At 66.1% G+C, this 23033-nt stretch carries 18 protein-coding genes; 3 read left to right on the top strand and 15 right to left on the bottom strand.

Annotated features, from left to right (window positions below; all coding sequences use genetic code 11):
* Nucleotides 1-12 precede the first annotated feature (12 nt).
* Complete coding sequence (gene lpdA, locus CAG29_RS00750) at nt 13-1413, top strand: dihydrolipoyl dehydrogenase (RefSeq protein WP_085630324.1); 1401 nt, start codon at nt 13-15, stop codon at nt 1411-1413.
* A 101-nt stretch (nt 1414-1514) separates the two neighbouring features.
* On the opposite strand, the gene CAG29_RS00745 is transcribed toward lpdA, so the two are convergent.
* Nucleotides 1515-1988: an Lrp/AsnC family transcriptional regulator gene (locus tag CAG29_RS00745; RefSeq protein ID WP_085579211.1), complete on the bottom strand. Its 474-nt coding sequence runs from the start codon at nt 1986-1988 to the stop codon at nt 1515-1517.
* A gap of 144 nt (nt 1989-2132) precedes the next feature.
* Between CAG29_RS00745 and CAG29_RS00740 the strand changes: the two genes are divergently transcribed.
* Nucleotides 2133-2762, top strand: coding sequence for a LysE family translocator (locus CAG29_RS00740; RefSeq protein WP_085630326.1), 630 nt, complete (start codon nt 2133-2135; stop codon nt 2760-2762).
* On the opposite strand, the gene CAG29_RS00735 is transcribed toward CAG29_RS00740, so the two are convergent.
* The 6 genes from CAG29_RS00735 to CAG29_RS00710 form a co-directional block, all read right to left on the bottom strand.
* Nucleotides 2759-4891, bottom strand: coding sequence for a hypothetical protein (locus CAG29_RS00735; protein WP_085693752.1), 2133 nt, complete (start codon nt 4889-4891; stop codon nt 2759-2761). The genes CAG29_RS00740 and CAG29_RS00735 overlap by 4 nt on opposite strands.
* Entirely contained in the window at nt 4878-6074 is a 1197-nt protein-coding gene (locus CAG29_RS00730) for a DUF3142 domain-containing protein (RefSeq protein ID WP_085693751.1), read from the bottom strand. The genes CAG29_RS00735 and CAG29_RS00730 overlap by 14 nt, the downstream gene beginning before the upstream one ends.
* A gap of 203 nt (nt 6075-6277) precedes the next feature.
* Complete coding sequence (locus CAG29_RS00725; protein WP_085579219.1) at nt 6278-7093, bottom strand: class I SAM-dependent methyltransferase; 816 nt, start codon at nt 7091-7093, stop codon at nt 6278-6280.
* Nucleotides 7087-8241, bottom strand: coding sequence for an acyltransferase (locus CAG29_RS00720; protein ID WP_085638686.1), 1155 nt, complete (start codon nt 8239-8241; stop codon nt 7087-7089). Before CAG29_RS00720 ends, CAG29_RS00725 begins: the two co-directional genes overlap by 7 nt.
* Before the next feature lie 4 nt (nt 8242-8245).
* The gene (locus tag CAG29_RS00715) at nt 8246-9550 is read right to left on the bottom strand and encodes a glycosyltransferase (RefSeq protein WP_085693750.1); all 1305 of its coding nucleotides are present in this window, start codon (nt 9548-9550) and stop codon (nt 8246-8248) included.
* A complete protein-coding gene (locus CAG29_RS00710) occupies nt 9544-11103 on the bottom strand; it encodes a glycosyltransferase (protein ID WP_085638693.1) in 1560 nt (519 codons plus the stop codon). The genes CAG29_RS00715 and CAG29_RS00710 overlap by 7 nt, the downstream gene beginning before the upstream one ends.
* 524 nt (nt 11104-11627) lie before the next feature.
* On the opposite strand from CAG29_RS00710, the gene CAG29_RS00705 reads away from it, so the two are divergent.
* Complete coding sequence (locus tag CAG29_RS00705) at nt 11628-12995, top strand: glycosyltransferase family 1 protein (RefSeq protein WP_085693749.1); 1368 nt, start codon at nt 11628-11630, stop codon at nt 12993-12995.
* A gap of 47 nt (nt 12996-13042) precedes the next feature.
* Here the strand turns inward: CAG29_RS00705 and CAG29_RS00700 are convergent, their stop codons facing one another.
* From CAG29_RS00700 to atpD, 8 genes are all read right to left on the bottom strand, one after another.
* Nucleotides 13043-15073, bottom strand: a complete 2031-nt coding sequence (locus CAG29_RS00700; RefSeq protein WP_085693748.1) for a pyridoxamine 5'-phosphate oxidase family protein — start codon at nt 15071-15073, stop codon at nt 13043-13045.
* 63 nt (nt 15074-15136) lie between these two features.
* Complete coding sequence (locus CAG29_RS00695; RefSeq protein WP_085579229.1) at nt 15137-15763, bottom strand: glutathione S-transferase family protein; 627 nt, start codon at nt 15761-15763, stop codon at nt 15137-15139.
* A gap of 104 nt (nt 15764-15867) precedes the next feature.
* Nucleotides 15868-16794, bottom strand: coding sequence for a LysR family transcriptional regulator (locus CAG29_RS00690; protein ID WP_085630345.1), 927 nt, complete (start codon nt 16792-16794; stop codon nt 15868-15870).
* Nucleotides 16795-16864: 70 nt separating this feature from the next.
* A complete protein-coding gene (glmS, locus tag CAG29_RS00685; RefSeq protein ID WP_085638699.1) occupies nt 16865-18697 on the bottom strand; it encodes a glutamine--fructose-6-phosphate transaminase (isomerizing) in 1833 nt (610 codons plus the stop codon).
* Nucleotides 18698-18699: 2 nt separating this feature from the next.
* Nucleotides 18700-19476, bottom strand: coding sequence for a DeoR/GlpR family DNA-binding transcription regulator (locus tag CAG29_RS00680; RefSeq protein ID WP_085579242.1), 777 nt, complete (start codon nt 19474-19476; stop codon nt 18700-18702).
* 215 nt (nt 19477-19691) lie between these two features.
* A complete protein-coding gene (gene glmU, locus CAG29_RS00675; protein WP_085579245.1) occupies nt 19692-21059 on the bottom strand; it encodes a bifunctional UDP-N-acetylglucosamine diphosphorylase/glucosamine-1-phosphate N-acetyltransferase GlmU in 1368 nt (455 codons plus the stop codon).
* Between the two features lie 116 nt (nt 21060-21175).
* Nucleotides 21176-21601 (bottom strand): F0F1 ATP synthase subunit epsilon, encoded by a 426-nt coding sequence (locus CAG29_RS00670; protein WP_085579247.1) that lies wholly within the window; start codon nt 21599-21601, stop codon nt 21176-21178.
* A gap of 45 nt (nt 21602-21646) precedes the next feature.
* Nucleotides 21647-23023 (bottom strand): F0F1 ATP synthase subunit beta, encoded by a 1377-nt coding sequence (gene atpD / locus CAG29_RS00665; protein ID WP_065260117.1) that lies wholly within the window; start codon nt 23021-23023, stop codon nt 21647-21649.
* Between the last annotated feature and the right edge of the window lie 10 nt (nt 23024-23033).

The following is a 23033-nucleotide window of genomic DNA, read 5'->3' as shown; positions in this document are numbered from 1 at the left end:
GGGAGCAAGCGCATGAGCAACTATGACGTGGTGATTCTGGGCGGCGGCCCCGGCGGCTACAACGCGGCGATCCGCGCCGGCCAGCTCGGCCTCAAGGCCGCCTGCGTGGAGGGCCGCGCCACCCTCGGCGGCACCTGCCTGAATGTCGGCTGCATGCCCTCCAAGGCGTTGCTGCATGCCTCCGAACTGTACGAAGCGGCCTTGGGGCCGGAATTCGCCAACCTCGGCATCGAGGTCAAACCCTCGCTCAACCTCGCGCAGATGATGAAGCAGAAGGACGAAAGCGTCGCCGGCCTGACCAAAGGCATCGAGTTCCTGTTCCGCAAGAACAAGGTCGACTGGATCAAGGGCTGGGGCCATATCGACGGCCCCGGCAAGGTCAGCGTGACCGGCGATCAGGGCAGCCGCATCGAGCTGACCGCCAAGGACATCGTCATCGCCACCGGCTCCGAGCCCACGCCCCTGCCCGGCGTGGAGATCGACAACAAGCGCATCCTCGACTCCACCGGCGCGCTGTCGCTGGGCGAAGTGCCCAGACACCTGGTGGTGATCGGCGCCGGGGTGATCGGCCTGGAGCTGGGCTCGGTCTGGCGCCGGCTCGGGGCGCAAGTGACGGTGGTCGAATACCTGGACCGCATCTGCCCCGGCGTCGACGGCGAGGCCGGCAAAGCCTTGCAGCGCTCACTGGGCAAGCAAGGGATCGCGTTCAGGCTGAGCTCGAAAGTCACCAGCGCCACGACCACGGCCAACGGCGTGCAACTGAGCGTCGAACCCGCCGCCGGCGGCGACGCCGAATTGCTGGAAGCCGATTATGTGCTGGTCGCCATCGGCCGCCGGCCGTACACCCGCGGGCTGGGCCTGGAGAACGTCGGCCTGGGCACCGACAAGCGCGGCATGCTCGCCAACGACCGCCACCGCACCGAGGCCGCCGGGGTGTGGGTGATCGGCGACGTCACGTCCGGGCCGATGCTCGCGCACAAGGCCGAAGACGAAGCCATGGCCTGCATCGAGCGGATCGCCGGCAAGGCGGCCGAGGTCAACTACGACCTGATCCCCAACGTGATCTACACCCGGCCGGAACTGGCCAGCGTCGGCAAGACCGAAGAGCAGCTCAAGGCCGAAGGCCGGGCCTTCAAGGTCGGCAAGTTCCCGTTCACCGCCAACAGCCGGGCCAAGATCAACCACGAGACCGAAGGTTTCGCCAAGGTCATCGCCGACGAGCGCACGGACGAAGTGCTGGGCGTGCACCTGGTCGGCCCGAGCGTCAGCGAGATGATCGGCGAGTACTGCGTGGCCATGGAGTTCAGCGCCTCGGCCGAGGACATCGCCCTGACCTGCCACCCGCACCCGACCCGCTCGGAGGCGCTGCGCCAGGCCGCGATGGATGTGGAGGGGATGGCGACGCAGATGTAGGCCGCCTGCAGACAGACCGCTATCGCGAGCAGGCTCGCTCCCACAGAGATTGATGCAGTCCCTGTAGGAGCGAGCCTGCTCGCGATGGGCTCAACTCGGCCTCAAGCCGGAAGATGCCCCAACGGCAACGCCCCCGGCGTCTTCACCGTGTTGATCGCAAAGTTGCTGCGGATGTCACTCACCCCCGGCAACTTCAGCAGGCAACCGGTGAGAAAGCGGTCATAGGCCCGCAGGTCAGGCACCACCACCTGCAACAGGAAGTCCGACTCGCCGGACACCAGAAACGCCGAAATCACCTCCGGCAGCGCCGTCACCGCCGCCCGGAACGCTTCGGCCCGCTCATCGTTGTGCCGCTCCACCTTGACCCCGACGAACACCGTCAGCCCCAGGCCCACTTCATCGCGGTCGAGGTTGGCCTGGTAGCCGCGGATCACCCCCGCCTCCTCCAGCATCCGCACCCGCCGCAGGCACGGCGACGCCGACAGGCCGATCTCGTCGGCCAGCTGCACGTTGCTCAGGCGTCCGTCCCGTTGCAGCGCGGCGAGAATCTTGCGGTCGAAGGCGTCCAGTTTCATGGTTGGCAGATCCTGATGGTCTATGCGCAAAAAGAAAGCAGGTTATGCCAATCCTAAGCGCATTTGAAGCGAACTACGCAACCACCTGCCCTGCCCTTCGGCCCTAGACTGAGCCGACCGAATCGACAACGAAAGGGGTGCGGCATGGCGAGTCTCTGGCTGTTTTTCCTGGCATTGGCGGTGGTCTACCTGCTGCCCGGCCCGGACATGATCCTGCTGTTGCAGACCGGCGCCCGTCAGGGCCGCGGTGCGGCGCTGGCCACTGCCGTCGGGCTGGCGGTGGCCCGGGGCTGCCATGTGGCGCTGGCGGGGCTGGGGCTGGCGGCGCTGTTCAAGGCCGCGCCGTGGACGTTCGACGTGGTGCGCCTGGCCGGGGCGGCCTACCTGCTGTGGCTCGGTGTCCAGTGCCTGCGCAGCACGTTGCTGCCGGACCTGAACGCGGCGCAAGTGCCGGACGCGAAGGCGCAGTGGCGCGAAGCGGTGCGCCGCGGCCTGCTGACCAATCTGCTCAACCCCAAGGCGTTGCTGTTCTGCTCGGTGCTGCTGCCGCAGTTCATCGTCGCCGACGGTGCGCCGGTGCTCACCCAGTTCGCCGTGCTCGGTGCCTTGCTGGTGGGCGCAGGGCTGCTGTTCGACAGCGCCTACGCCCTGGCCGGCGCCGCCCTGGGCCGCTGGCTGCACAACAGCCCTTCGGCCCAGCGCCTGCAACAGTGGCTGTTCGGCAGCCTGTTGATCGGTTTCGCCGTGCGCCTGACGTTCGTCCAGCAGGCCTAGGCTTTGCGGGCCTTGCGTCGGCGGCCGAACAGCCACAGCGCAGCGCCCGCAAGCACCACGGCCGCGCCGATCTGCACCGGCCACTTGTAAGGACGCAGCGTCGAGCGCACGGCGTCAGTGACCTGGGTCACGTAACGCTTGTCCGCGTTCTCGAAGTCCGGATACGGGCACTGGTGGCCGAAGTCCACCGCCCACGGCACGTACGGGCCTTCCTTCACATAGCGCTGGTACAGCCCGCGCTGATCCTCCTCGCTGCTGTTCCAGCCGGCCGCCGTACACAGCACGGCGGCGAACGCCTGGCTGGTGTGCGGCAGGTTGTCGGCCGCGCGGTTGGCCAATGCGGTGGCGACGAACCGGTAGTGGTAACGCACGTCGGGCTGCGCCTCGCTGGCCTTCTGGCGCTGCACTTCGGCGTCGGCCACCAACGGGCCGACTTTCAGTTCGGTGGTTTCCAGGCTGTAGTTGCCGCCGAACGTCGCGTAATCCGGCGCCATCTCGTAGCCGAGGATGTCCATGCCCCATTCCCGGGCCGTCCAGGCCGCGTTGAACAGCGCGGCGGCGCGTTTGGTCGGCCACCAGGCCGAGTCGGCGTTCAGGCGCTGCTGACCGTACAGCCGGGCCTTGTTCTGCAGGTCGGGATTGTCGAAGTAGCCGACCGCCTCTTCGTAGCGACCTTCGCGCAGCAAGCGCCGGCCCAACAGGTTGCGCAGGTTCGCCGCCACCGACAGCGGCACGTAGTTGTCGCGGTCCTGCTGGCTCAGCACCGGCGGCGCCGGCACTTTCTCATCGACGTAGCGCTTGAGCTCATCGAGGGTCAGCACCCGCTCGGCCACGGTCGCGGCGTCGAACCAGTAAATGTCCTGGCTCTGGTACAGCCGGTCGAAGGCTTGCAGGTAATCGCCGCGCTGCAGGTCGAGGATCGCGCTTTCGCCGTCCACCCGGCACTTGGGCCGCAGGGTTTCGAAGGCCCAGTCCGGCGTGCGCCGCTCGCCCCACGATTCGTCCTTCGGGAAGGCCTGGGCGGCTTTGGCGTACGCCGCTGCGGCGGCGTTGGAATCGCCGTCGCGCACCGCCAGTTTCGCCCGCAGCCACCAGGCCAGCCCACCGTCCCCGGCGTGTTCGAGAAACGCCTTGGCGGTGGCGTAGTCGCCCTGCTGATAGTTCATCGCCGCCAGGCGGTCGGCGTTGTCCAGGCTGCCGCGGGTGCTGTCCTGCAGCAGTTTGATCAGCGCTTTCTCGCGCTCCGGCTGTTCGCCGAACGACCAGCCGATCCGGCTGATCAGCGAGGCCGTGACCAGTTGCTGCACCGCTTTGCCCCGCAGCAGCTTGGCCAGTTGATCCTCGGGTAAAGCCACCAGGTCGTTCACCAGCAGTTTCAGCGAAGACGCGCCCACCATCGAGCCATGCTGGTTCTGCGCCGCGTACAGTTCGATGGCGCCGTTCCAGTCGCCGGCGGTGCGCAGCACCCGGGCCTCTTCGCCGAGGCTGGCCACGCCCAGTTCCAGCGGGTCGCTGAAACCGTCGATGTTCAGCTGGCGGGTCTGGCGGAACGCGGCGAGCGCCTGCTCCAGCGGGTCGAGGGCGTCGTCCGCCTGCCCGCTCATGGCGTACAGGGAACGGCCCAGGGAGTACGCCGCCCACGTGCTGCGCAACGGACGCTGATCCGCCGGCAGCGCCAGCACCTGTCTGAAGTAGTCGGCGGCCAGCGGGTAATCGGCGGCGGCGAACGCCACGGCGCCGGCCACGTACAGGCGAACTTCGGCGGGAAGGCCGGTTCCCTGCTCATAGGCCTGACGGGCATCGCCGAGGCTGCGCAAGCGCTTGACCTGCGCCTGCGCAGCTTCGCTCAGGTCCGCTTGCTCGGCCTGCTCGCGCTCGTCGACGTACTCGCCGGGCTCGCCGTAGGCGTCCGGGTTGTGGGTGGCCACCGTCGTGAGCTTGAGCCCGTCGATGGCTTTGCCCAGGCGGTTGATCTCGAAGTTGAAGTTGCCCTCCGGCAGCTCCGCCAGCGATTGCCCGCGGTTGTCGAGCAGGCGCATCGGGAAGTCCGGGCCGCAGGCCAGCGCCGTGCCCAGCGGCAGGCTGAGGCTCAGGCAGAGCAGGTGGCGGGGCCAGTTACGGGTCAACATGCGAACCTCCTTGATCAATGTGTGCACAACGCGCCCAACCGACAGCACGCTGACCGCCCGCCGGCAACCGGCCGTCGCGCAGGCGGGTGAAGGTAAGCAGATCCGGCGTTTGTTGCAACGAGTAACCGGCCAGGGCGTCGGCGCCGACGCAGTCCCGGGCCTTGACCGTCAGGCGCGCGGGCCAAGGGCTGTCGAGATTGCCCCGGTTGGCGAGGCCGATGTCGTAAAGTCCGTCCTGCACCGTGAAGCTCACGCCGAGGCTGCTCGACAGGGGTTCGCCGCGGGCAACGGCACGCAACGTGGTCAGGCTCCAGGCCCGGCGGTCGTTGGCCAGCGGCAGGCGGAACCAGATCAGGCCGGCCAGATGCGCCGGGCGGTCTTCGCGCAGTGCGCTGGCCAGCCGGCTCAAGGCTTGTGGATCGGCGAGCAGTTCGCGGCGTTCGCCGCGCCGCGGGATCGCGACCTCGCTCTCCACTTCCGGCGCCCCGCCGCTGTCCGGCAACAGCGCCACACCGTAGGCCGGCAGCGCCAGGTAGAACGGCTTGTCGCTGACCCGTCCCCAGGCGTCCGCCCAGCGCCGCGCCTGATCCGCATCGAACAGGCCCCGACGCGGATCGCTCACCGCATGCACCTGCAGCACACTGCTGTCGACCGTCGCCAGCAACGCCGGCAATTGCGGGCTGTCCAGCCACGCCGGCAACGCGGTGATGCTCAGCGGCAACGAGGGCGGCAGCGCCGGGCGCAGATGGGCGAGGAATTCGGCATAGGCCGGCAGCCGTGCGCTGCCGGCATCGTGGTCGATCTCAACGCCGGCCAACGTCAGCCCCTGTCCGCGCCAGTCGTCGAGCACCTGAAGGATCTGCGCCGTGGCGTGCGCAAGGTCCAGGGACTTGAGCTGGCCGTCGAGTCGAACCACCGCAATCAGCGGCCGACCGTCCTGGCGGAGCAACGCCGGATCGATCCGCGCCCGGCTCCATCCCGCCTGTGGAAACGCCTGCAACGCCAGCACCCGCACCGTGGAAAAGTCAGCGCGGCTGTCACGCAGCGCAGCCCCGTGGGCGGGCGTCCATTGGCGCTGCCAGATGTAGAGCTGCTGGTCGAGGGGCGGCGCCGACGTCCGCTCACAGGCCGTGAGCCAAGTGGCGATGGCCAGCACCGCCGACAGCCCGATGAAAAACCGCATTGCTTGCGACTCCCTGACCACGCAAAGCGCCAAGGGTACACAAAACCTTTGCAAGCGACCGACATCTTGGTTGACTGAACTGACGCCATCGGCGGATCGCCGCCCGGGGCAAGCCCGCTCTCACAGTGGCCGGCGCGGCCCACACACGGTGGGGCCAGCCTGCGATGGCGTCAGTCACCGCACCGCACTATCCCGCTCCGGCACTACGGCTTGCGGGCGATGATCACCTGACTTTTCGCCACGACCGCATCCAGCGCCTGCTTGATCTGCGCGCCACGCGGCGAGTCGAGCACGGTTTTCCAGGTGTCGGCCCAGTGGTTGAGCAGCGGATGGTCGGCGTTGCTGAAGTCCACCTTCGCCTCCCAGAACAGCAGCATCCACATCGACCAGTAGAAGCCGTACGAACTGTGGCTGATGATCTCCAGGCCCGCGTCGCTGACCATGCCCTTGAACTGCTCCTCGCCGATGATCCGGATGTGGTTCGGCTTCTGGAAATACTCCGGCGCGGCGATGTCCTTCTGCAGGTCTTCGGAGCTTGGGTGCGGCACGCTCAGCAGGTACAGCGCCCCCGGCCGGCCGACCCGCACCAGTTCGGCGAGGAACTGCGCCGGGTCGTCGACGTGCTCGATGACTTCGGTGGACACCACGCGGGTAGCGGTGGCGTCGGCGATCGGCAGCGGGTTGCAGTCGGTGACATGGCACTCGACGTCGCGCGCCGGCGTGTCGCCCAGACGCTGGCGAGTGGCCTCGACCTTGGCGCCGTCGATGTCGGCGATGATGATCTTCGCCCCGCGCATCCCGCAGAAATGCACGTTGCCGCCGTCGCCGCAGCCTACATCCAGCAGGGTATCGTCGGCCGTCACCGGAAAGCCTGTGAACAGCTCGCCGGTCTCCTGGTTGAACCAGCCGCTGAGCATGGCGTCGCGCAGCCCGAGCATGTACGGATCGACCTTGTCGGCGACCGGGGCGACAGGCTCGGCGGACGGCGCCGCCGTGAGTTTCTTCAAAAGGCTCAGCATGAGGTGGCTCCAGGGGATGGGACGGCGGTGGGTGACGTGCGCAGGCGCCGCACCAGGGCGGCGCCGCGGTTGCGCATGGGCATTTCGATCAGGTGGTAGTTCAGTTCGCTCAGCAGCGCGATCAGGCCGGCGGCGGCCAGGAGCGTGGCGACCGGGTGGCCGCCGAAGTCGGGAAGGCCGGCGGCCTGCAGGCGCCAACTCAGTTCGCGCACCAGTTGATAGGCCGGAATGTGGATCAGGTAGATGCCGTAGGAGCGGCTGCCGATCCACGCCATCAGTCGTTGCGTCCGACCCGCCGGCAGCAGGTAGTTGCCGTTGTACGATGCGATCCACACCAGCGCCGCGCCGAGCACGGCGATCGAGCCGATGCGGTAAGGGGCGAAGGTGAAACGGTCGGTGGCCATGAAGCTCAGCAACGCCGCGACCGCGATCAACGTCGGGAGGCCGAGCCAGGGCCGGCTCAGGAACCTCGGTTCGAAGCGCCGCCACGACGCTTGCGCGCTCCACATCGCCAGCAGCACGCCCAGCGCCAGCGCATCGGTGCGGATCACCATCAGCAGCGGCGTGCGCACGGTGAAGAGCTGCACCGCGACCAAGGCGAGCAAGGCCCAGACCAGTCGCTTGCGGCACACCAGGATCAACAGCGGAAACAGCAGGTAGAACTGTTCCTCCAGCGACAGGCTCCAGTAGACGAAACTGCTGCCGTACTCGTAATGGAAAAAACTGTCGGCGAAGCGGAAGTTGGCGTATTGAAACACCCCGGCGAAGGTGGCCTGCACGTTGGCCTGCCAGGTGCCGAAGGCCCCCGAACGGTTGAGGAACACGCAGGCCAGCAGCATCAGCGCCAGCCACAGCCAGGCCGACGGCAGCAGCCGGAACGCCCGGCGCAACCAGAAGTCGCGCACCTGCAGCCACTGCGCCTGGCGGCCTTCGCAACCGCGCAGCACCGGAATCAGGCTGCGGGCGATGACGAACCCGGAGATCGCGAAAAACAGGTCGACGCCCCACCACGGCTGCGCCCAGGCATGGATCGTCTCCAGCAACGGCACCGGATCGGTGAACAGGCTGCCTTGCAGGTGATGGAACAGCACCCCCAGCACCGCAATGGCCCGCAGCACTTCGATGTCCAGGATCCGCCGTTCGCTCATCGGCTCAGGCACCGCAGGTTTGCGCAGGGACCGTCGCGCACAACTCCTGCGCCCGCCCCAGGAAATCGCGCAAGCGCTGCTCCGCCACGGCCTGGCTGCAAAAGGCCTGAAGGCTGCGCACCGCGTGCGCCGACATCTGCGCGTAGCGTTGCGGATCGTGCTTGGCCACCTCGTAGCTGGCCCGGTAGGCGTCGCGCACCGACGCCCAGTCGGTGATGTAGCGCAAGGTTCGGTAGGCCTTGCGCGGGTCATGGGGCCACGCGGTGAGTTCGTCGGTGGTGCGCACCAGGAACGCGTTGTCCCCGTCCAGGTAATCGATCATCGCCGTGGTGCGCGGGGCCACGGCCGGCTTGCCGCAGGACATGAACTCCATCAGCGGCAGGCATTGCCCTTCGCCGTAGGAGGTGTTCACCACATAGCGGGTCGCCTGCACCAGCCGTTCGTAGTCCGCATCCGCCAGGTAGCCGTGGATCAGCACGATGCGGCAGCGATAGGACTGGTTCTTGTAGAGGTGATGGAGGATGTCGCCGAGCGCCTCTTCGGCGTCGTGATGCGTGAGCTTGAGCACCAGCGTCGCATCCTCGGTGTCGCGGAAGGCGACGCAGAAGGCGCTGAGCATGTCCTCCCAGTTCTTGCGGCCGTCGCCGGGGTTGAACACCGAGGTGTACACCACGCCGTCGAGCACCAGTTCCTGCTCCTGGACCGGCGCCTTGAAGTCGATGGCCTTGCCGCGGCGCAGATGCACCGGGCCGAACGCCTCCAGGTCGAGCTGACGGCTGTCGGCCACCAGCCCTTTGATCGTCAAACGCACCGGCCCCGTCTGCGGCCGAGCCTGAGCCGACGTGCCACGGGCGCTGAAGCGGTCCCATACCGGCGCCGGCACGGAGATGATCGGGTAATCGGTTCCCATCGCCTGGTGCACGGCATCGACCGTGTAGCCGGAATGCGTGATGGCCGCGCCGCAGGCCTGCAGCACGGTGCGCCAGTCGTTGCGCGGCTCGCCGGCGAACGGCTCGTTGGGGATGGTGCTGAACTCCCAGGCGAACACCGGCAAGGTCGGGCAGGCCAGGTGCACCGGCGTGCGGTGCGGCGGCGAAAAGGACAGGAATACGCAAGGCTCGCCGCGGGCGACGCACTCAAGGTACAGCGCATCGACCTCGCGCTGCGGATCGCGGACTTCGACCACCCGCCCCAGGCGCTCGAGCACGGGCCGATACTCCTTGAGCACGAAGTAATAGCTGTACTCGGAGCGGCCGAGGTTGCGCTCGATGGTGTGCTGGTTGGTTTCGGAATGAATGATGATCAGCATGAGGCGTCTTCCGTAACGGGTGCGGCAACGGCGCTCGGCGGCACCAGCCCAAGGAAGTCCGCCAGCCTTTTTTGCACCGGCGCGAACGCACAGTAGGCGCGCATGCGTTCGAGCGCAGCGACGGACAAGTGCCGGTAAGCCTGCGGCTGGCTCTTGGCGAGCCGGTAGCTGTTTTCGTAGGCGTCCTTGAGCGATCCCCAGTCGGGCCGGTGGCGCAGCGTGCGGTAGATGATCCGCGAGTCCTGGGGCCAGATGGTCAGCTCTTCGCTGGACTTGACCACGAACGCCACGCTGTCGTCGATGTAGTCCTCCATGGCCGTATGGTCCGGAGCGATGGCCGGCTTGCCGCTGGCCATGAACTCCATCAGCGGCAGGCACAGGCCTTCGCAGCGCGACGCGTTGACGTAGAAACTGGCGGCCTCGTACAGCCGGGCATATTGGGCATCGTCCAGGTAGCCGTGCATCACCACGACGCGGCACGCGAAAGGCGAAAGCTGCGCCAGCAGGGTCATCAACTCGCCGTGGTAGGACGCCAGATCGTTCTGGGTGATCTTCAGCACCAGCGTCGCGTCAGGCGTTTCGCGAAACGCCCAGCAGAACGCGGTGATCATCTGGTGCCAGTTCTTGCGGCCGTCCTTGGGGTTGAACACGGTGACGTACACCACCCCGTCGACCCGGGTCTCGACCACCTGCGAGGTGTCCGGCAGGTTCAGCGGCGCAGGCGCAGGCTCAGCCACCGCCTGCGGGCCGGCGATCGCCGGCAGTTGCCGGGCCAGCCACCCGTGGGCCTTGTCCGACAGCAGGTCGCGGATCCCTTCCCAGTACCAGTGGTGCAGGAACTTGACCCGCGGCACGCCTTGCTCGCGGCCGAGATCCAGCGCCCACTGGCGCAAGAAGTGCCGGGCGATGACGAAACGGCGCTTGAGGGTCAAGGGCGGCGGACGCAGCGCCTCGAGCGCCGCTTCCTCTTCCGGCGTCAGCGGCTTGGGCACCAGGTCGTCGGCCGACAGGGCCAGGGTGCGGGTGTCGAAAATGCAGCCCTTGATCGACAGCGTCATGCCCGGGTTCACCGGCGCATCGGCCTGCCGCTCGCGGATGGCGGCAAAGTTCTCCCACAGCGGGGTGGGCAGGACCAGCACGGGAAAGTCGTCGCCCATGGCCCGGCGAATCGCCCGGGCGGTGTGGCTCGACAGCGTGATCACCCGGCCATGGCGCGCCAGCATGCGCGTCCAGTCATGGCGCGGATCGTCGTCCCACTGCTCGTCGGGGATCGAATCGAACTCCCAGGCGACCACGCAGACCATCGGGCAGGCCAGCTCGGTCGGGGTTTTCTGGGGCGGTGCGAACGACAGGAAAAGACAGTCTTCGCCACGGGCGAGCAACTGCCGGTAAAGGGGATCGACTTCGGCCGGGGAAGACACCACATGCACTTGCCCGAGGCTTTCGAGCACCGGCCGGTAGGCCTTGAGCACAAAGTAGTAGCTGTATTCGGGACGTCCCAGGCTCTGGCTGATGGAGTGGTCGTTGACGTCGGAGTAGAGAATGAAATTCATGGCATCCCACGATGAAACAGCCGTCCCGGCCATTTCATTTCATGACGGAGAACTGCAACCGGGCAAGTCGCGGATGGCGCAGGCCCTGGTGTTCGATCCGTCTACGTTCTTGTTTTAGTGGTCAGCTTCACAGGGTTCTCGCGTCGCCCTGCCGAACCTCGGCCAATCGTGACGAGGGGCATTCTAAACACATCCGCCGCGACTTCGTGAACCATCCGGCGCGAATAAATGGGGCAGCGCAAAGCAGAACTGACCGGTCACGGTAAGACTTGTTGAAATTGCTGATTAATTGGCACAGATTGGCAACCAAACAACTACAACAACCTCGCCTGTCCTCTTACAGGGGCTCTAGCTCCGGTCTGACAGACATTCCCCCCAAGCCTGTGGGAAAACGGTGAGAGTTCAAGACCAAGGGATCGCGGTTTGAAAAACTGTCCGTTCGTTCCGGTGACCAAAGGCTCCGGTGAGCCACCTGCCAAGCTGCATCCGGACACGGCCGGCGGGCGTCTGCCGGGGGGCATGTCATGACGCGCCTGCTGGTGGAATGCACCCACGTTTTCCAGCATCCGCAGATCAACTCCGGCATCCAGCGGGTGGTGCGCAACGTCATCAACCAATTGCCGCCCAGCGTGGACGGCGTCGAGTGCGTGCCGGTGGTGTTCCTCAACGGCAAGCTGTACCGCGTGCTGCGCCTGGCCCCCTTGGACACGCCCCTGTCCAACCGCATCGTAGAGTTCGGCGGACGCCTGGAGCGTCTGGCCCATCATTTCCTGCAGTGGTATCAGGCCCGTGACCGCCGCCTCACCAGCCGGATCGCCCGCCGGGCGTTTTACGCAGCCTACCGGCTCAGCGCCATGGCCGTCTTCAGCGTGCCGCTGCGCCTGGTCGAACGGATCAACCGCCATCAACTGCCCAGCCGCTGCGAACCGCTGCAGCATCGGCCGGGGGATCAACTGGTGCTGCTCGACTCCTCGTGGAACCCGGACTTCTTTCCCCACGCCGAACAGCTCAAGCGTGAAGGCGTCGGCATCACGGCCGTGATCTACGACCTCATTCCGCTGACCCACCCGCATTTCTACGACGCGCGCCTGGTGCAGGTCTTCAACACCTGGTTCGACTGGATCACCCGCATCGCCGACGGTTACGTCGCCATTTCGGCGACCGTGCGCGACCAGATGCGCAGCGAACTGGAGCGGCGCCTCGGCCACGCGGCGGCGCGCAAAACCTGGTTCGACTATTTTCACCTGGGCTGCGAGCTGGACTTGAGCGCCGCCGACGCGGCCGTCGAGCCAGGCCTGGAACGCCTGTTCTCCACCCCCGAGCCGGTGTACCTGATGGTCAGCACCATCGAGCCACGCAAGAATCACAGTTACCTGCTCGACGCCTTCGAACGCGCCTGGGCCGCCGGCTCCAAGGCGCGCCTGTGCATCGCCGGGCACATCGGCTGGAAGTGCGAAACGTTGCTTGCGCGGATCCGCAACCACCGCGAGTTCAACCAACGGCTGTTCATGTTCAACGACCTGAACGACACCAGCCTGGAATACGCCTACTCCCGCGCCAGCTCGCTGGTCTTTCCTTCCTACGTCGAAGGCTTCGGCCTGCCGCTGGTGGAAGCGATGCAGCGCGGCTTGCCCGCGATGGGCAGCGACATTCCGGTGTTCCGCGAGATCGGCCGCGAGTTCATGGCCTATTTCGACTTGAACGACCCGCAGACGCTGGCCGACCTGATCGGCGACTTCGAACGCAGCGGCCGCTTCCCGGCAGCCCGTGACGTCGCCGACTGGAAATGGCTCACCTGGCGCGAGGCCAGTGCGCAAATGGCGGCACACACCTTGCGCAACCTGCCGTCCGGCCCTGTCCCGCAACACGTGCATTCCCTTCAATACACCTGAACCGGTCGCCGGCCCCCGGCGAACCGGTTATCCACAGGCCCGTCCGGTCACAGGTCCAGCACCAGGGCCTGGGTTCCGGCGGCCGGCACCGCGCAGCAGATCAGCACATGCCCGTCCTCCGGGCTTTCGGCCGGGGGCTGTGGATAATGCACCGCGCCGCTGACCAGCCGTGTCCGGCACGTGCCGCACGAACCGCCCCGGCAACTGAACTCCGGACGCAGGCCGCGGCTTTCCGCCAGCTCCAGCAGGCTGCCGCGCTCCGGATGCCAACGGGCTTCCTTGGCCGACCGCTCGAACACCACCGGCACCGGGGCAGTGGCCGCCGGCGGCTGATCGATCACCACCGCGTCCGGATCCGCCCGGCGGCGCAACGTCGACGGGCCGAAGGTTTCGGCATGGATCTGCGCATCCCGCACATCCAGCGCCAGTAGGCTGTCGTACACGCCTTGGGTAAAGGCGCCGGGGCCACACAGAACGAAGTCCACCTGATCGAAGTCATCGACCGTCAACAGATTGCGCAGCAGGTCGCCGTCGATCCGTCCGCGCAGGTCGAAGTCCTCGCCTTCGCGCAGGCCGTCCTCGGGTTGACTGAGCAGGCGCAGCACCCGCACCGCGTCCCCGGTGTCCTCCAGCAGCCGGTCCAGCTCGGCGCGGAACGGCTGGTCGGCCAGGCTGCGGGAACTCTGGATGAACCAGGTCGGCCGGATCCGCCGCGTGCGCAGGCCCTGATACACGACCTCACGCAGCATCGACAGCAGCGGCGTGACCCCGACCCCGGCGGCCAGCAGCACCAGAGGCCGCCGCTCCAGCGCCGCCACGGTGAAATGCCCTTGGGGCGCACGCGCCTCCAGCACATCGCCGACACGCACCTGTTCATGCAGATAGGTGGAGATGCGACCTTCACGCTTCACGCTGATCCGGAAGAAATCGTCCGACGGCGCCCCGGACAGGCTGTAGGTGCGGATGTGCGTCTCACCGTCGAGGGTGAAGCGCAGCGGCAAATGCTGGCCGGCCTGAAACACCGGCAGCCCGGCGCCGTCCACCGGCTCCAGATAGAACGAGCGGATGTTGCGGCTCTGCGTCTCGATCCGCGCCACCCGCAACGGCCGCCAGCGGTCGCCCAGCGCCTGGGCCTGCAGGCGCGCCTCGGCCTGGGGCCAGTTGCCGGTCAGCAGGCTGGTGGGCGACATGCCCTCGAAGCGCCAGCGCAAGGCCAACGCCGCCGGCCGCCGCACCAGTTTTTCTACCTCGAACGTCCACAGCCGCTCGGCCCCTTGGAACGCGGCGATCTGCGGATCATCGAGGATCACTTCGGTGCGCCCGCTGAGCTGCAGCAGGTCGCCTGTGGAAAAGTCGATGAACAGCAGCCCCGCCCGGGGGTTGAGCAACAGGTTGCCGAGGGTGTTGAAATGCAGGTTGCCGGCGAAGTCCGGAATGGTCAGGCGATTGCCCTGCACCCGGACGAAACCGGCCTGGCCGCCACGGTGCGAGACGTCCACCGAACGCTGGCCGTCGACCTCGACGTAACTGGCGACAAAGAAGGTGTCGGCCCCTTCGATCAGGGCGCGGGCGTCATCGTCGAGGGCGTCCAGGTGCGTGGCCGGCCGCGTCGCCGGATCCGTCAGCGGCACGCGCTGAAACTGACGCAACTGAATGTACTGCGGACAGTTGCCGAAGGATTGCTCAACCGTCACCTCGAAACCGTCGGCCCCAAGGGCGCCGATGCGCCCGTTGAGCCGGTTGCGGCGGCGGGTGTGCAATTCGATGCCGAGCAGGCCGATGGCGGCGCCGTCCTGCAACGCCGCCGGGTCATCGGCGGCGGGCAGGCCCAGGAAGTGCAGATGCTCCGGATCCGGCGAGCGGGCGAACCCCGGCTCGCCTTCCAGCACGCTGGCCCAGGGCCGGCCTTCGCCATCCACCGCGCCGTACAGCATGAACGGCAGTTGCCGGTAGAACTCGCGGTGCTGGTCCGGCATCCAGGTGCGGATCACCTTGCGCCCGAACGCCTCCATCCGCTCGGCGACGCCGACATGGTTTTGCAGTTGCCGTTCGCCGGCGTGCCAGGGTGAACGTTCCATCACAGAGCCTCCCCTACGCCGCCGGCGCAGTGTGGATGGCCCGGCTCGGCCGGGCCGTGGACATCAGGCGGTTTTCTGCAGGCCGGCCACCGTACGCGGCATGCCGACGAAACCGGGCAAGGCTTCGACACGCTGCAGCCAAGCGCGGACATTGGCGTAGTCGTCCAGCGACACGTTGCCTTCCGGCGCGTGGGCGATGTAGCTGTAGGCGGACACATCGGCGATGGTCGGCTCCGCACCGGCCAGGTACGGGGTCTTGCCCAGCTCCAGGTCCATGACCTTGAGCAGGTTGTGGGCGCGGGTGATGAGTTCCTCGGCATTCAGTTGCGCGCCGAACACCGTGACCAGCCGCGCCGCCGCCGGACCGAAGGCGATGGGGCCGGCCGCCACCGACAGCCAGCGCTGCACCCGTGCCGCGCCCACCGGGTCGGCCGGCAGCCAGCGGCCGTTGCCGTACTTCTGCGCCAGGTACACCAGGATCGCGTTGGAGTCGGCCAGCACCACGCCGCCGTCGTCGATCACCGGCACTTGGCCAAAGCTGTTGAGGGCGAGAAACGGCGCTTGCTTGTGCTCGCCCTTGGCCAGGTCGACCAGGATCAGTTCGACGGGCAGTTGCAGCAGCGAGAGCATCAACTCCACGCGGTGTGCGTGGCCGGAACGCGGGAAGTTGTACAGTTTGATCGCTTGCATGGTCGACTCCGCAGGAGGAAAGCGCCGCCCGGAATGGGCGACAACCGTGGCGGCCATCTTCCGCCTTTCACCAGACCTATAGAATCACCAGCAAACGCAATCGATTATTTCACTGGGCGAAATAACGCCGCATTCTTCAACCCCGGATGCTCGCGCAGCGCCTTCACGGCGTAGTCGACAAAACTGCGCACCCGCGCCGCAGCCTTGCGCCCGCCCTGATACACCACGTGGATCGGCAGCGGCGGCAGCTCGAACTCGGCGAGGACGATCTCCAGTTCGCCGGACGCGATCTTGCCGGCCACCTGATAAGACAGCACCCGCGTCAGCCCAAGCCCCAGGCACGCGGCGGCGATGGCGGCCTGGTTGGCGGTCACCACCAGTCGAGGCTCCGGGCGCACGCTGACCGGTTCGCCGTGCTCGATGAACGGCCAGTTGCGCACCTGACCGATGGAAGAGGTCGCCACCACCGGCGCCCCGGCCAGATCCTGCGGGCTCTCCGGCCGCCCGTGCGCGGCAAAGTACGACGGCGAACCGCAGATCACCCGCCGCACCTCGCCGACCCGGATCGCGTGCTGGTTGCTGTCCGGCAACTCCCCGATGCGCACCGCCACGTCGACGCCCTCCTCGACCATGCTCACCACACGATCCACCAGCAAGGCATTGATCGACACCTCGGGATACTGCGCCAGGTAACCGGCCATCACCGGCGTGACGAACAGCTCGCCGAACAGCACCGGCGCGGTCACCGTCAACTGCCCACGGGGCCGGGCATGGCTGCCGGCGGCGGAATCCTCGGCCTCCTGCACCTCGGCCAGGATCCGCCGGCAGTCCTCCAGATACCGCTGCCCCGCCTCGCTGACATGCACGCTGCGGGTGGTGCGCACCAGCAACTGCGTGCCGATCCGCTGCTCCAGCGCCGCCACCGCCCGGGTGACACTGGCCGCCGACAACCCCAACCGCCGCGCCGCCGCCGAGAAGCCTTGCTCCTGGGCGACGGCGGTGAAGACCTGCATTTCCTGGAAGCGGTCCATCGAAATCCTCGAGTCGAAAAAAATCGCAGCCGAAGCTGCGATTCTTGAGGGTACGCCAGCTGTGGATAAGTTATTCCACCGTCACCGACTTCGCCAGGTTGCGCGGCTGGTCCACGTCGGTGCCCTTGAGCACGGCGACGTAGTACGACAGCAGTTGCAGCGGGATGGTGTAGAGAATCGGCGACAGGATGTCGTTGATGTGCGGCATCTGCACCACGTGGGTGCCTTCGCCGTTGGACATCCCGGCCTTTTCGTCGGCGAACACAATGAGTTCGCCGCCGCGGGCGCGGACTTCCTGCAGGTTGGACTTGAGCTTCTCCAGCAGTTCGTTGTTCGGCGCGACGGTGACCACCGGCATGTCGTTGTCCACCAGCGCCAGCGGGCCGTGCTTCAGCTCGCCGGCCGGGTAGGCCTCGGCGTGGATGTAGGAGATCTCCTTGAGTTTCAGGGCCCCTTCCATCGCCACCGGGAATTGCGCGCCACGGCCCAGGAACAGGGTGTGGTTCTTCTCGGCGAACAGCTCGGAGATCTTCTCCACGGTGCTGTCCATGGCCAGGGCCTCGCCGAGGCGGGTCGGCAGGCGGCGCAGTTCTTCCACCAGGGTGGCTTCGACACCGGCGCCCAGGGTGCCGCGCACCTGACCCAGGGACAGGGTGAGCAGCAGCAAGCCCACCAGTTGGGTGGTGAAGGCCTTGGTCGAGGCCACGCCGATTTCGCGGCCGGCCTGGGTCAGCAGGGTCAGGTCGGACTCGCGCACCAGCGAGCTGATGCCGACGTTGCAGATCGCCAGACTGGCGAGGAAGCCCAGTTCCTTGGCGTTGCGCAGCGCGGCCAGGGTGTCGGCGGTTTCGCCGGACTGGGAAATGGTGACGAACAGGGTATCCGGCTGCACCACCACCTTGCGGTAGCGGAACTCGCTGGCGACTTCGACCTGGCACGGAATGCCGGCCAGCTCTTCGAGCCAGTAACGGGCGACCATGCCGGCGTGGTAGCTGGTGCCGCACGCGACGATCTGCACGTTGCGCACCTTGGCGAACAGTTCGGCGGCCTGCGGGCCGAAGGCTTGAACGAGGACCTGGTCCTGGCTCAGGCGACCTTCCAGGGTGCGTTGCACCACCGTTGGCTGCTCATGGATTTCCTTGAGCATGTAGTGGCGGAACTCGCCCTTGTCGGCGGCTTCGGCGCCGTCGCTGTACTGCACGGTCTGGCGCTCGACGGCCTGGCCGTTGACGTCCCAGATCTGCACGCTGTCGCGGCGGATGTCGGCGATGTCGCCCTCTTCCAGGTACATGAAGCGGTCGGTGACCTGACGCAGGGCCAATTGGTCGGAGGCGAGGAAGTTCTCGCCCAGGCCCAGGCCGATCACCAGCGGGCTGCCGCTGCGGGCGGCGACCACGCGATCGGGCTGCTGCGCGCTGATCACCGCCAGGCCGTAGGCGCCGTGCAGTTCCTTGACGGTGGCCTTGAGGGCGACGGTCAGGTCCTTCAGCTCCTTGAGCTTGTGGTTGAGCAGGTGGGCGATGACTTCGGTGTCGGTGTCCGAGGAAAAGACATACCCGAGCGCCTTCAGTTGTTCGCGCAAGGCTTCATGGTTCTCGATGATGCCGTTGTGCACCACGGCGATGTCGCCGGAGAAATGCGGGTGGGCGTTACGCTCGCTCGGCGCGCCGTGGGTCGCCCAGCGGGTGTGGGCGATGCCGAGGCGACCGACCAGCGGGTGCTCGGCCAGGGCCGCGTCCAGTTCGCTGACCTTGCCCACGCGGCGGGTGCGCTCCAGGGTGTTGGCGTTGGTGTACACCGCCACGCCGGCGCTGTCGTAGCCCCGGTATTCGAGGCGCTTGAGGCCTTCGAGCAGGATGGCGGTGATGCTGCGTTCAGCGACGGCGCCGACAATTCCACACATGCTTATTTCTCCTGACTGACAGTCGCGCAAATCAAATTGATGCCGCGGGCCTGTATCTGATCCCGTGCCTCCTGAGGCAGGCGATCATCGGTGATGAGGGTATGGACGCTGCTCCAGGGCAGCTCCAGGTTGGGAATCTTGCGGCCGATCTTGTCGGCCTCGACCATCACGATCACCTCCCGCGCCACTTCGGCCATCACCCGGCTCAGGCCGAGCAGCTCGTTGAACGTCGTGGTGCCGCGCACCAGGTCAATGCCGTCGGCGCCGATGAACAACTGGTCGAAGTCGTATGAGCGTAGTACCTGCTCGGCGACCTGGCCCTGAAAGGACTCCGAATGCGGATCCCAGGTGCCGCCGGTCATCAGCAGCACGGGTTCGTGCTCGAGCTCGCTCAAGGCATTGGCGACGTGAAGGGAGTTGGTCATGACCACCAGGCCCGGCTGATGGCCGAGTTCCGGGATCATGGCGGCGGTGGTGCTGCCGCTGTCGATGATGATGCGGGCGTGCTCGCGGATGCGCGTGACCGCCGCGCGGGCGATGGCCTGCTTATATTTCGAGACGTTCTGGCTGGTGTCCGCCACCAGTTCCTGCGGCATGGTGATGGCGCCGCCGTAACGGCGCAGCAGCAGGCCATGGCTTTCCAGTGCGGCCAGATCCTTGCGAATCGTAACTTCGGAGGTTTCGAAGCGTTTCGCCAGTTCATCCACGCTCACTTCGCCCTGCTCGTTGAGCAAGGCCAGGATGTTATGGCGGCGTTGGGGCGTGTTGCGTTTCGACATGGCCGATTAAGTTTCGATTCGAAAGATAATGGGCGCAATCAAAACCTATCAGGGGAAAATGGTCAAGCCTGCCGCTGGAATTTCTTCTGTGGAAAAGCTTCGCGGGCAAGCCCGCTCCCACCATGATTCTCAAGGAACCTGTTGGAGCGGCTTGCCCGCGAAAGGGAGGAGCCGAGCTGTGCATAACTGTCGGCCCGCCTGCTGATGTGGATAACTCAGCCCTTCTTGATCTTCTCCGGTCGTTTCCAGCCGTCGATGTTGCGCTGTTTCGCACGGCCGACCGCCAATTGGGCCTTATCCACATTCTGGGTGATGGTCGATCCGGCCGCGGTGGTCGCACCGGCAGAGATATCCACAGGCGCCACCAACGAGTTGTTGGAGCCGATGAACACGTCCTCGCCCAGCACGGTCTTCCACTTGTTGGCGCCATCGTAGTTGCAGGTGATGGTGCCGGCGCCGATGTTGGTGCGGGCGCCGATCTGCGCATCGCCCAAGTACGTCAGGTGCCCGGCCTTGGCGCCCTCGCCCATGTGGGCGTTCTTCAGTTCGACGAAGTTACCCACATGGGCCCGGGCTTCCAGCACGGTGCCCGGGCGCAGGCGGGCGAACGGTCCGGCATCGCTGCCTTCGCCCAGCACCGCCCCTTCGAGGTGGCTGTTGGCCTTGACCACCGCGCCCTTGCGCAGGGTGCTGTCCTTGATCACGCAGTTCGGGCCGATGACCACGTCGTCCTCGATGACCACCTTGCCTTCGAGAATGACGTTGATGTCGATCAGCACGTCCCGACCGACGGTCACTTCCCCGCGCACATCGAAACGGGCCGGGTCACGCAGCGTCACGCCCTGGGCCATCAGCCGGCGGCCGGCGCGCAACTGATAGTGGCGCTCCAGTTCGGACAGCTGCTTGCGGTCGTTGGCGCCCTGCACTTCCATCGCGTCGTCTGGCTGCTCGGTGGCCACCACCAGGCCGTCGCTGACCGCCATGGCGATCACATCGGTCAGGTAATACTCGCCCTGGGCGTTGTTGTTGGAGAGCCGGCCCATCCAGTCGCCCATGCGCCGGAACGGCAGGGCCAGAATGCCGGTGTTGCCTTCGGTGATGGCCCGCTGGGCCTCGTTGGCGTCCTTCTGCTCGACGATGGCCGTGACCTTGCCGTCGGCGTCGCGCACGATGCGGCCGTAGCCGGTCGGGTCGTCGAGCTCGACGGTCAGCAGCCCGAGCTGTTCAGGGCCTGCCTGCTTCAGCAGGCGGCGCAGGGTGTCGACCTCGATCAACGGCACATCGCCGTAGAGGATCAGCACGGTATCGGCCTGGATGAACGGCACGGCTTGGGCGACGGCGTGGCCGGTGCCCAGTTGCTTGTCCTGCAGCACGAAATTCAGGTCATCGGCCGCCAGGCGTTCGCGCACCGCATCGGCCCCGTGCCCGATCACCACATGGATGCGCTGCGGCTCCAGCTGGCGGGCGCTGTGGATAACATGGCCGAGCATGGAGTTGCCGGCGATCGGGTGCAGCACCTTCGGCAGCGCCGAACGCATGCGGGTGCCTTGGCCGGCCGCGAGGATAACGATTTCAAGAGACATGACTGGCTACCAATCCTGGGTGGTCAGCGATTGCGACCGGGTTGTGAAAATCGGAAATAAAAAAGGGTAGCCGAGGCTACCCTTTTTTAACAATCGCACAACAAGCGACCGGTGGATTAACCACCGAACTTCTTGCGGATCTGCTGGACGGTACGCAGCTGAGCTGCGGCCTCGGCCAGACGTGCGGACGCAGCGCCGTAATCGAAATCAGCGCCTTTGTCGTGCAGAGCCCGCTCGGCGGCCTTGACGGCTTCCTGAGCAGAGGCTTCATCCAGGTCGGCAGCACGTTGCACGGTGTCGGCGAGAACCTTGACCATGTTCGGCTGAACCTCGAGGAAACCGCCGGAGATGTAGAACACCTCGGCATCCCCGCCTTGCTTGATCAGGCGGATCGGACCCGGCTTGAGATTGGTGATCAGCGGCGCGTGACCCAGGGCGATACCCAGATCACCCAGTGCACCGTGCGCAATCACCATCTCGACCAGGCCGGAAAAGATTTCCCCTTCCGCACTGACGATGTCGCAATGGACTGTCATAGCCATCTGATTGCCTCAACCTAAATTAGCGCCCGTTGCCGGGCGCCGGGATTACAGTTTCTTGGCTTTCTCGATCGCTTCTTCGATGCCGCCAACCATGTAGAACGCTTGTTCCGGCAGGTGGTCGTAGTCACCGTTGAGGATGCCTTTGAAGCCAGCAATGGTGTCCTTCAGGGAAACGTATTTACCCGAAGCACCGGTGAAGACTTCAGCCACGAAGAACGGCTGCGACAAGAAGCGCTGGATCTTACGGGCGCGGGCCACCAACTGCTTGTCGGTTTCCGACAGCTCGTCCATGCCCAGGATCGCAATGATGTCCTTCAGCTCTTTGTAGCGCTGCAGCACGTACTGAACGCCGCGAGCGGTTTCGTAGTGCTCGTTGCCGATCACGTTCGGGTCCAGCTGACGCGAAGTCGAGTCCAGTGGGTCTACCGCTGGGTAGATACCCAGGGAAGCGATGTCACGGGACAGAACGACGGTGGCGTCCAAGTGGGCGAAGGTGGTCGCCGGCGACGGGTCGGTCAGGTCGTCCGCAGGTACGTATACGGCCTGGATCGAGGTGATCGAACCTTGCTTGGTCGAAGTGATGCGCTCTTGCAGCACGCCCATCTCTTCAGCCAGGGTCGGCTGGTAACCTACCGCCGATGGCATACGGCCCAGCAGTGCGGACACTTCGGTACCGGCCAGGGTGTAACGGTAGATGTTGTCGACGAACAGCAGAACGTCGTTACCTTCGTCACGGAACTTCTCGGCCATGGTCAGGCCGGTCAGGGCTACGCGCAGACGGTTTCCCGGCGGCTCGTTCATCTGGCCGTAGACCAGTGCCACTTTGTCCAGAACGTTGGAGTCCTTCATCTCGTGGTAGAAGTCGTTACCCTCACGGGTACGCTCGCCCACACCGGCGAACACGGAGTAACCGCTGTGCTCGATGGCGATGTTACGGATCAGTTCCATCATGTTTACGGTCTTGCCTACACCGGCACCACCGAACAGACCGACTTTACCGCCCTTGGCGAACGGGCAGACCAGGTCGATAACCTTGATGCCGGTTTCGAGCAGGTCGTTGCCGCCGGCTTGTTCCGCGAAGGAAGGAGCGGCGCGGTGGATGCCCCAGCGCTCTTCTTCGCCGATCGGGCCGGCTTCGTCGATCGGGTTGCCCAGCACGTCCATGATCCGGCCCAGGGTCGCTTTACCGACCGGTACGGAGATGGCTGCGCCAGTGTTGTTGACGTCCAGACCACGCTTCAGGCCTTCGGTCGAGCCCATCGCAATGGTACGAACCACGCCGTCGCCCAGCTGCTGCTGAACTTCCAGGGTGGTTTCGGCGCCTTGAACCTTCAAGGCGTCGTAGATGCTCGGTACGCTGTCGCGTGGGAATTCCACGTCGATGACGGCGCCGATGATTTGAACGATACGTCCGCTACTCATAGCTGGATCC

Source organism: Pseudomonas sp. B7(2017), from assembly GCF_002112745.1.
Taxonomy (GTDB): Bacteria; Pseudomonadota; Gammaproteobacteria; order Pseudomonadales; family Pseudomonadaceae; genus Aquipseudomonas; species Aquipseudomonas ekonensis.
Note: the sequence above shows the minus strand (reverse complement) of the source record. Positions and strands in the feature narration are given on the sequence as shown.

Bases quoted from the DNA above. Each gene is read 5' to 3' on its own strand.
- lpdA (WP_085630324.1), top strand. From the start codon at position 13: ATGAGCAACTATGACGTGGTGATTCTGGGCGGCGGCCCCGGCGGCTAC.
- CAG29_RS00745 (WP_085579211.1), bottom strand. From the start codon at position 1,988: ATGAAACTGGACGCCTTCGACCGCAAGATTCTCGCCGCGCTGCAACGG.
- CAG29_RS00740 (WP_085630326.1), top strand. From the start codon at position 2,133: ATGGCGAGTCTCTGGCTGTTTTTCCTGGCATTGGCGGTGGTCTACCTG.
- CAG29_RS00735 (WP_085693752.1), bottom strand. From the start codon at position 4,891: ATGTTGACCCGTAACTGGCCCCGCCACCTGCTCTGCCTGAGCCTCAGC.
- CAG29_RS00730 (WP_085693751.1), bottom strand. From the start codon at position 6,074: ATGCGGTTTTTCATCGGGCTGTCGGCGGTGCTGGCCATCGCCACTTGG.
- CAG29_RS00725 (WP_085579219.1), bottom strand. From the start codon at position 7,093: ATGCTGAGCCTTTTGAAGAAACTCACGGCGGCGCCGTCCGCCGAGCCT.
- CAG29_RS00720 (WP_085638686.1), bottom strand. From the start codon at position 8,241: ATGAGCGAACGGCGGATCCTGGACATCGAAGTGCTGCGGGCCATTGCG.
- CAG29_RS00715 (WP_085693750.1), bottom strand. From the start codon at position 9,550: ATGCTGATCATCATTCATTCCGAAACCAACCAGCACACCATCGAGCGC.
- CAG29_RS00710 (WP_085638693.1), bottom strand. From the start codon at position 11,103: ATGAATTTCATTCTCTACTCCGACGTCAACGACCACTCCATCAGCCAG.
- CAG29_RS00705 (WP_085693749.1), top strand. From the start codon at position 11,628: ATGACGCGCCTGCTGGTGGAATGCACCCACGTTTTCCAGCATCCGCAG.
- CAG29_RS00700 (WP_085693748.1), bottom strand. From the start codon at position 15,073: ATGGAACGTTCACCCTGGCACGCCGGCGAACGGCAACTGCAAAACCAT.
- CAG29_RS00695 (WP_085579229.1), bottom strand. From the start codon at position 15,763: ATGCAAGCGATCAAACTGTACAACTTCCCGCGTTCCGGCCACGCACAC.
- CAG29_RS00690 (WP_085630345.1), bottom strand. From the start codon at position 16,794: ATGGACCGCTTCCAGGAAATGCAGGTCTTCACCGCCGTCGCCCAGGAG.
- glmS (WP_085638699.1), bottom strand. From the start codon at position 18,697: ATGTGTGGAATTGTCGGCGCCGTCGCTGAACGCAGCATCACCGCCATC.
- CAG29_RS00680 (WP_085579242.1), bottom strand. From the start codon at position 19,476: ATGTCGAAACGCAACACGCCCCAACGCCGCCATAACATCCTGGCCTTG.
- glmU (WP_085579245.1), bottom strand. From the start codon at position 21,059: ATGTCTCTTGAAATCGTTATCCTCGCGGCCGGCCAAGGCACCCGCATG.
- CAG29_RS00670 (WP_085579247.1), bottom strand. From the start codon at position 21,601: ATGGCTATGACAGTCCATTGCGACATCGTCAGTGCGGAAGGGGAAATC.
- atpD (WP_065260117.1), bottom strand. From the start codon at position 23,023: ATGAGTAGCGGACGTATCGTTCAAATCATCGGCGCCGTCATCGACGTG.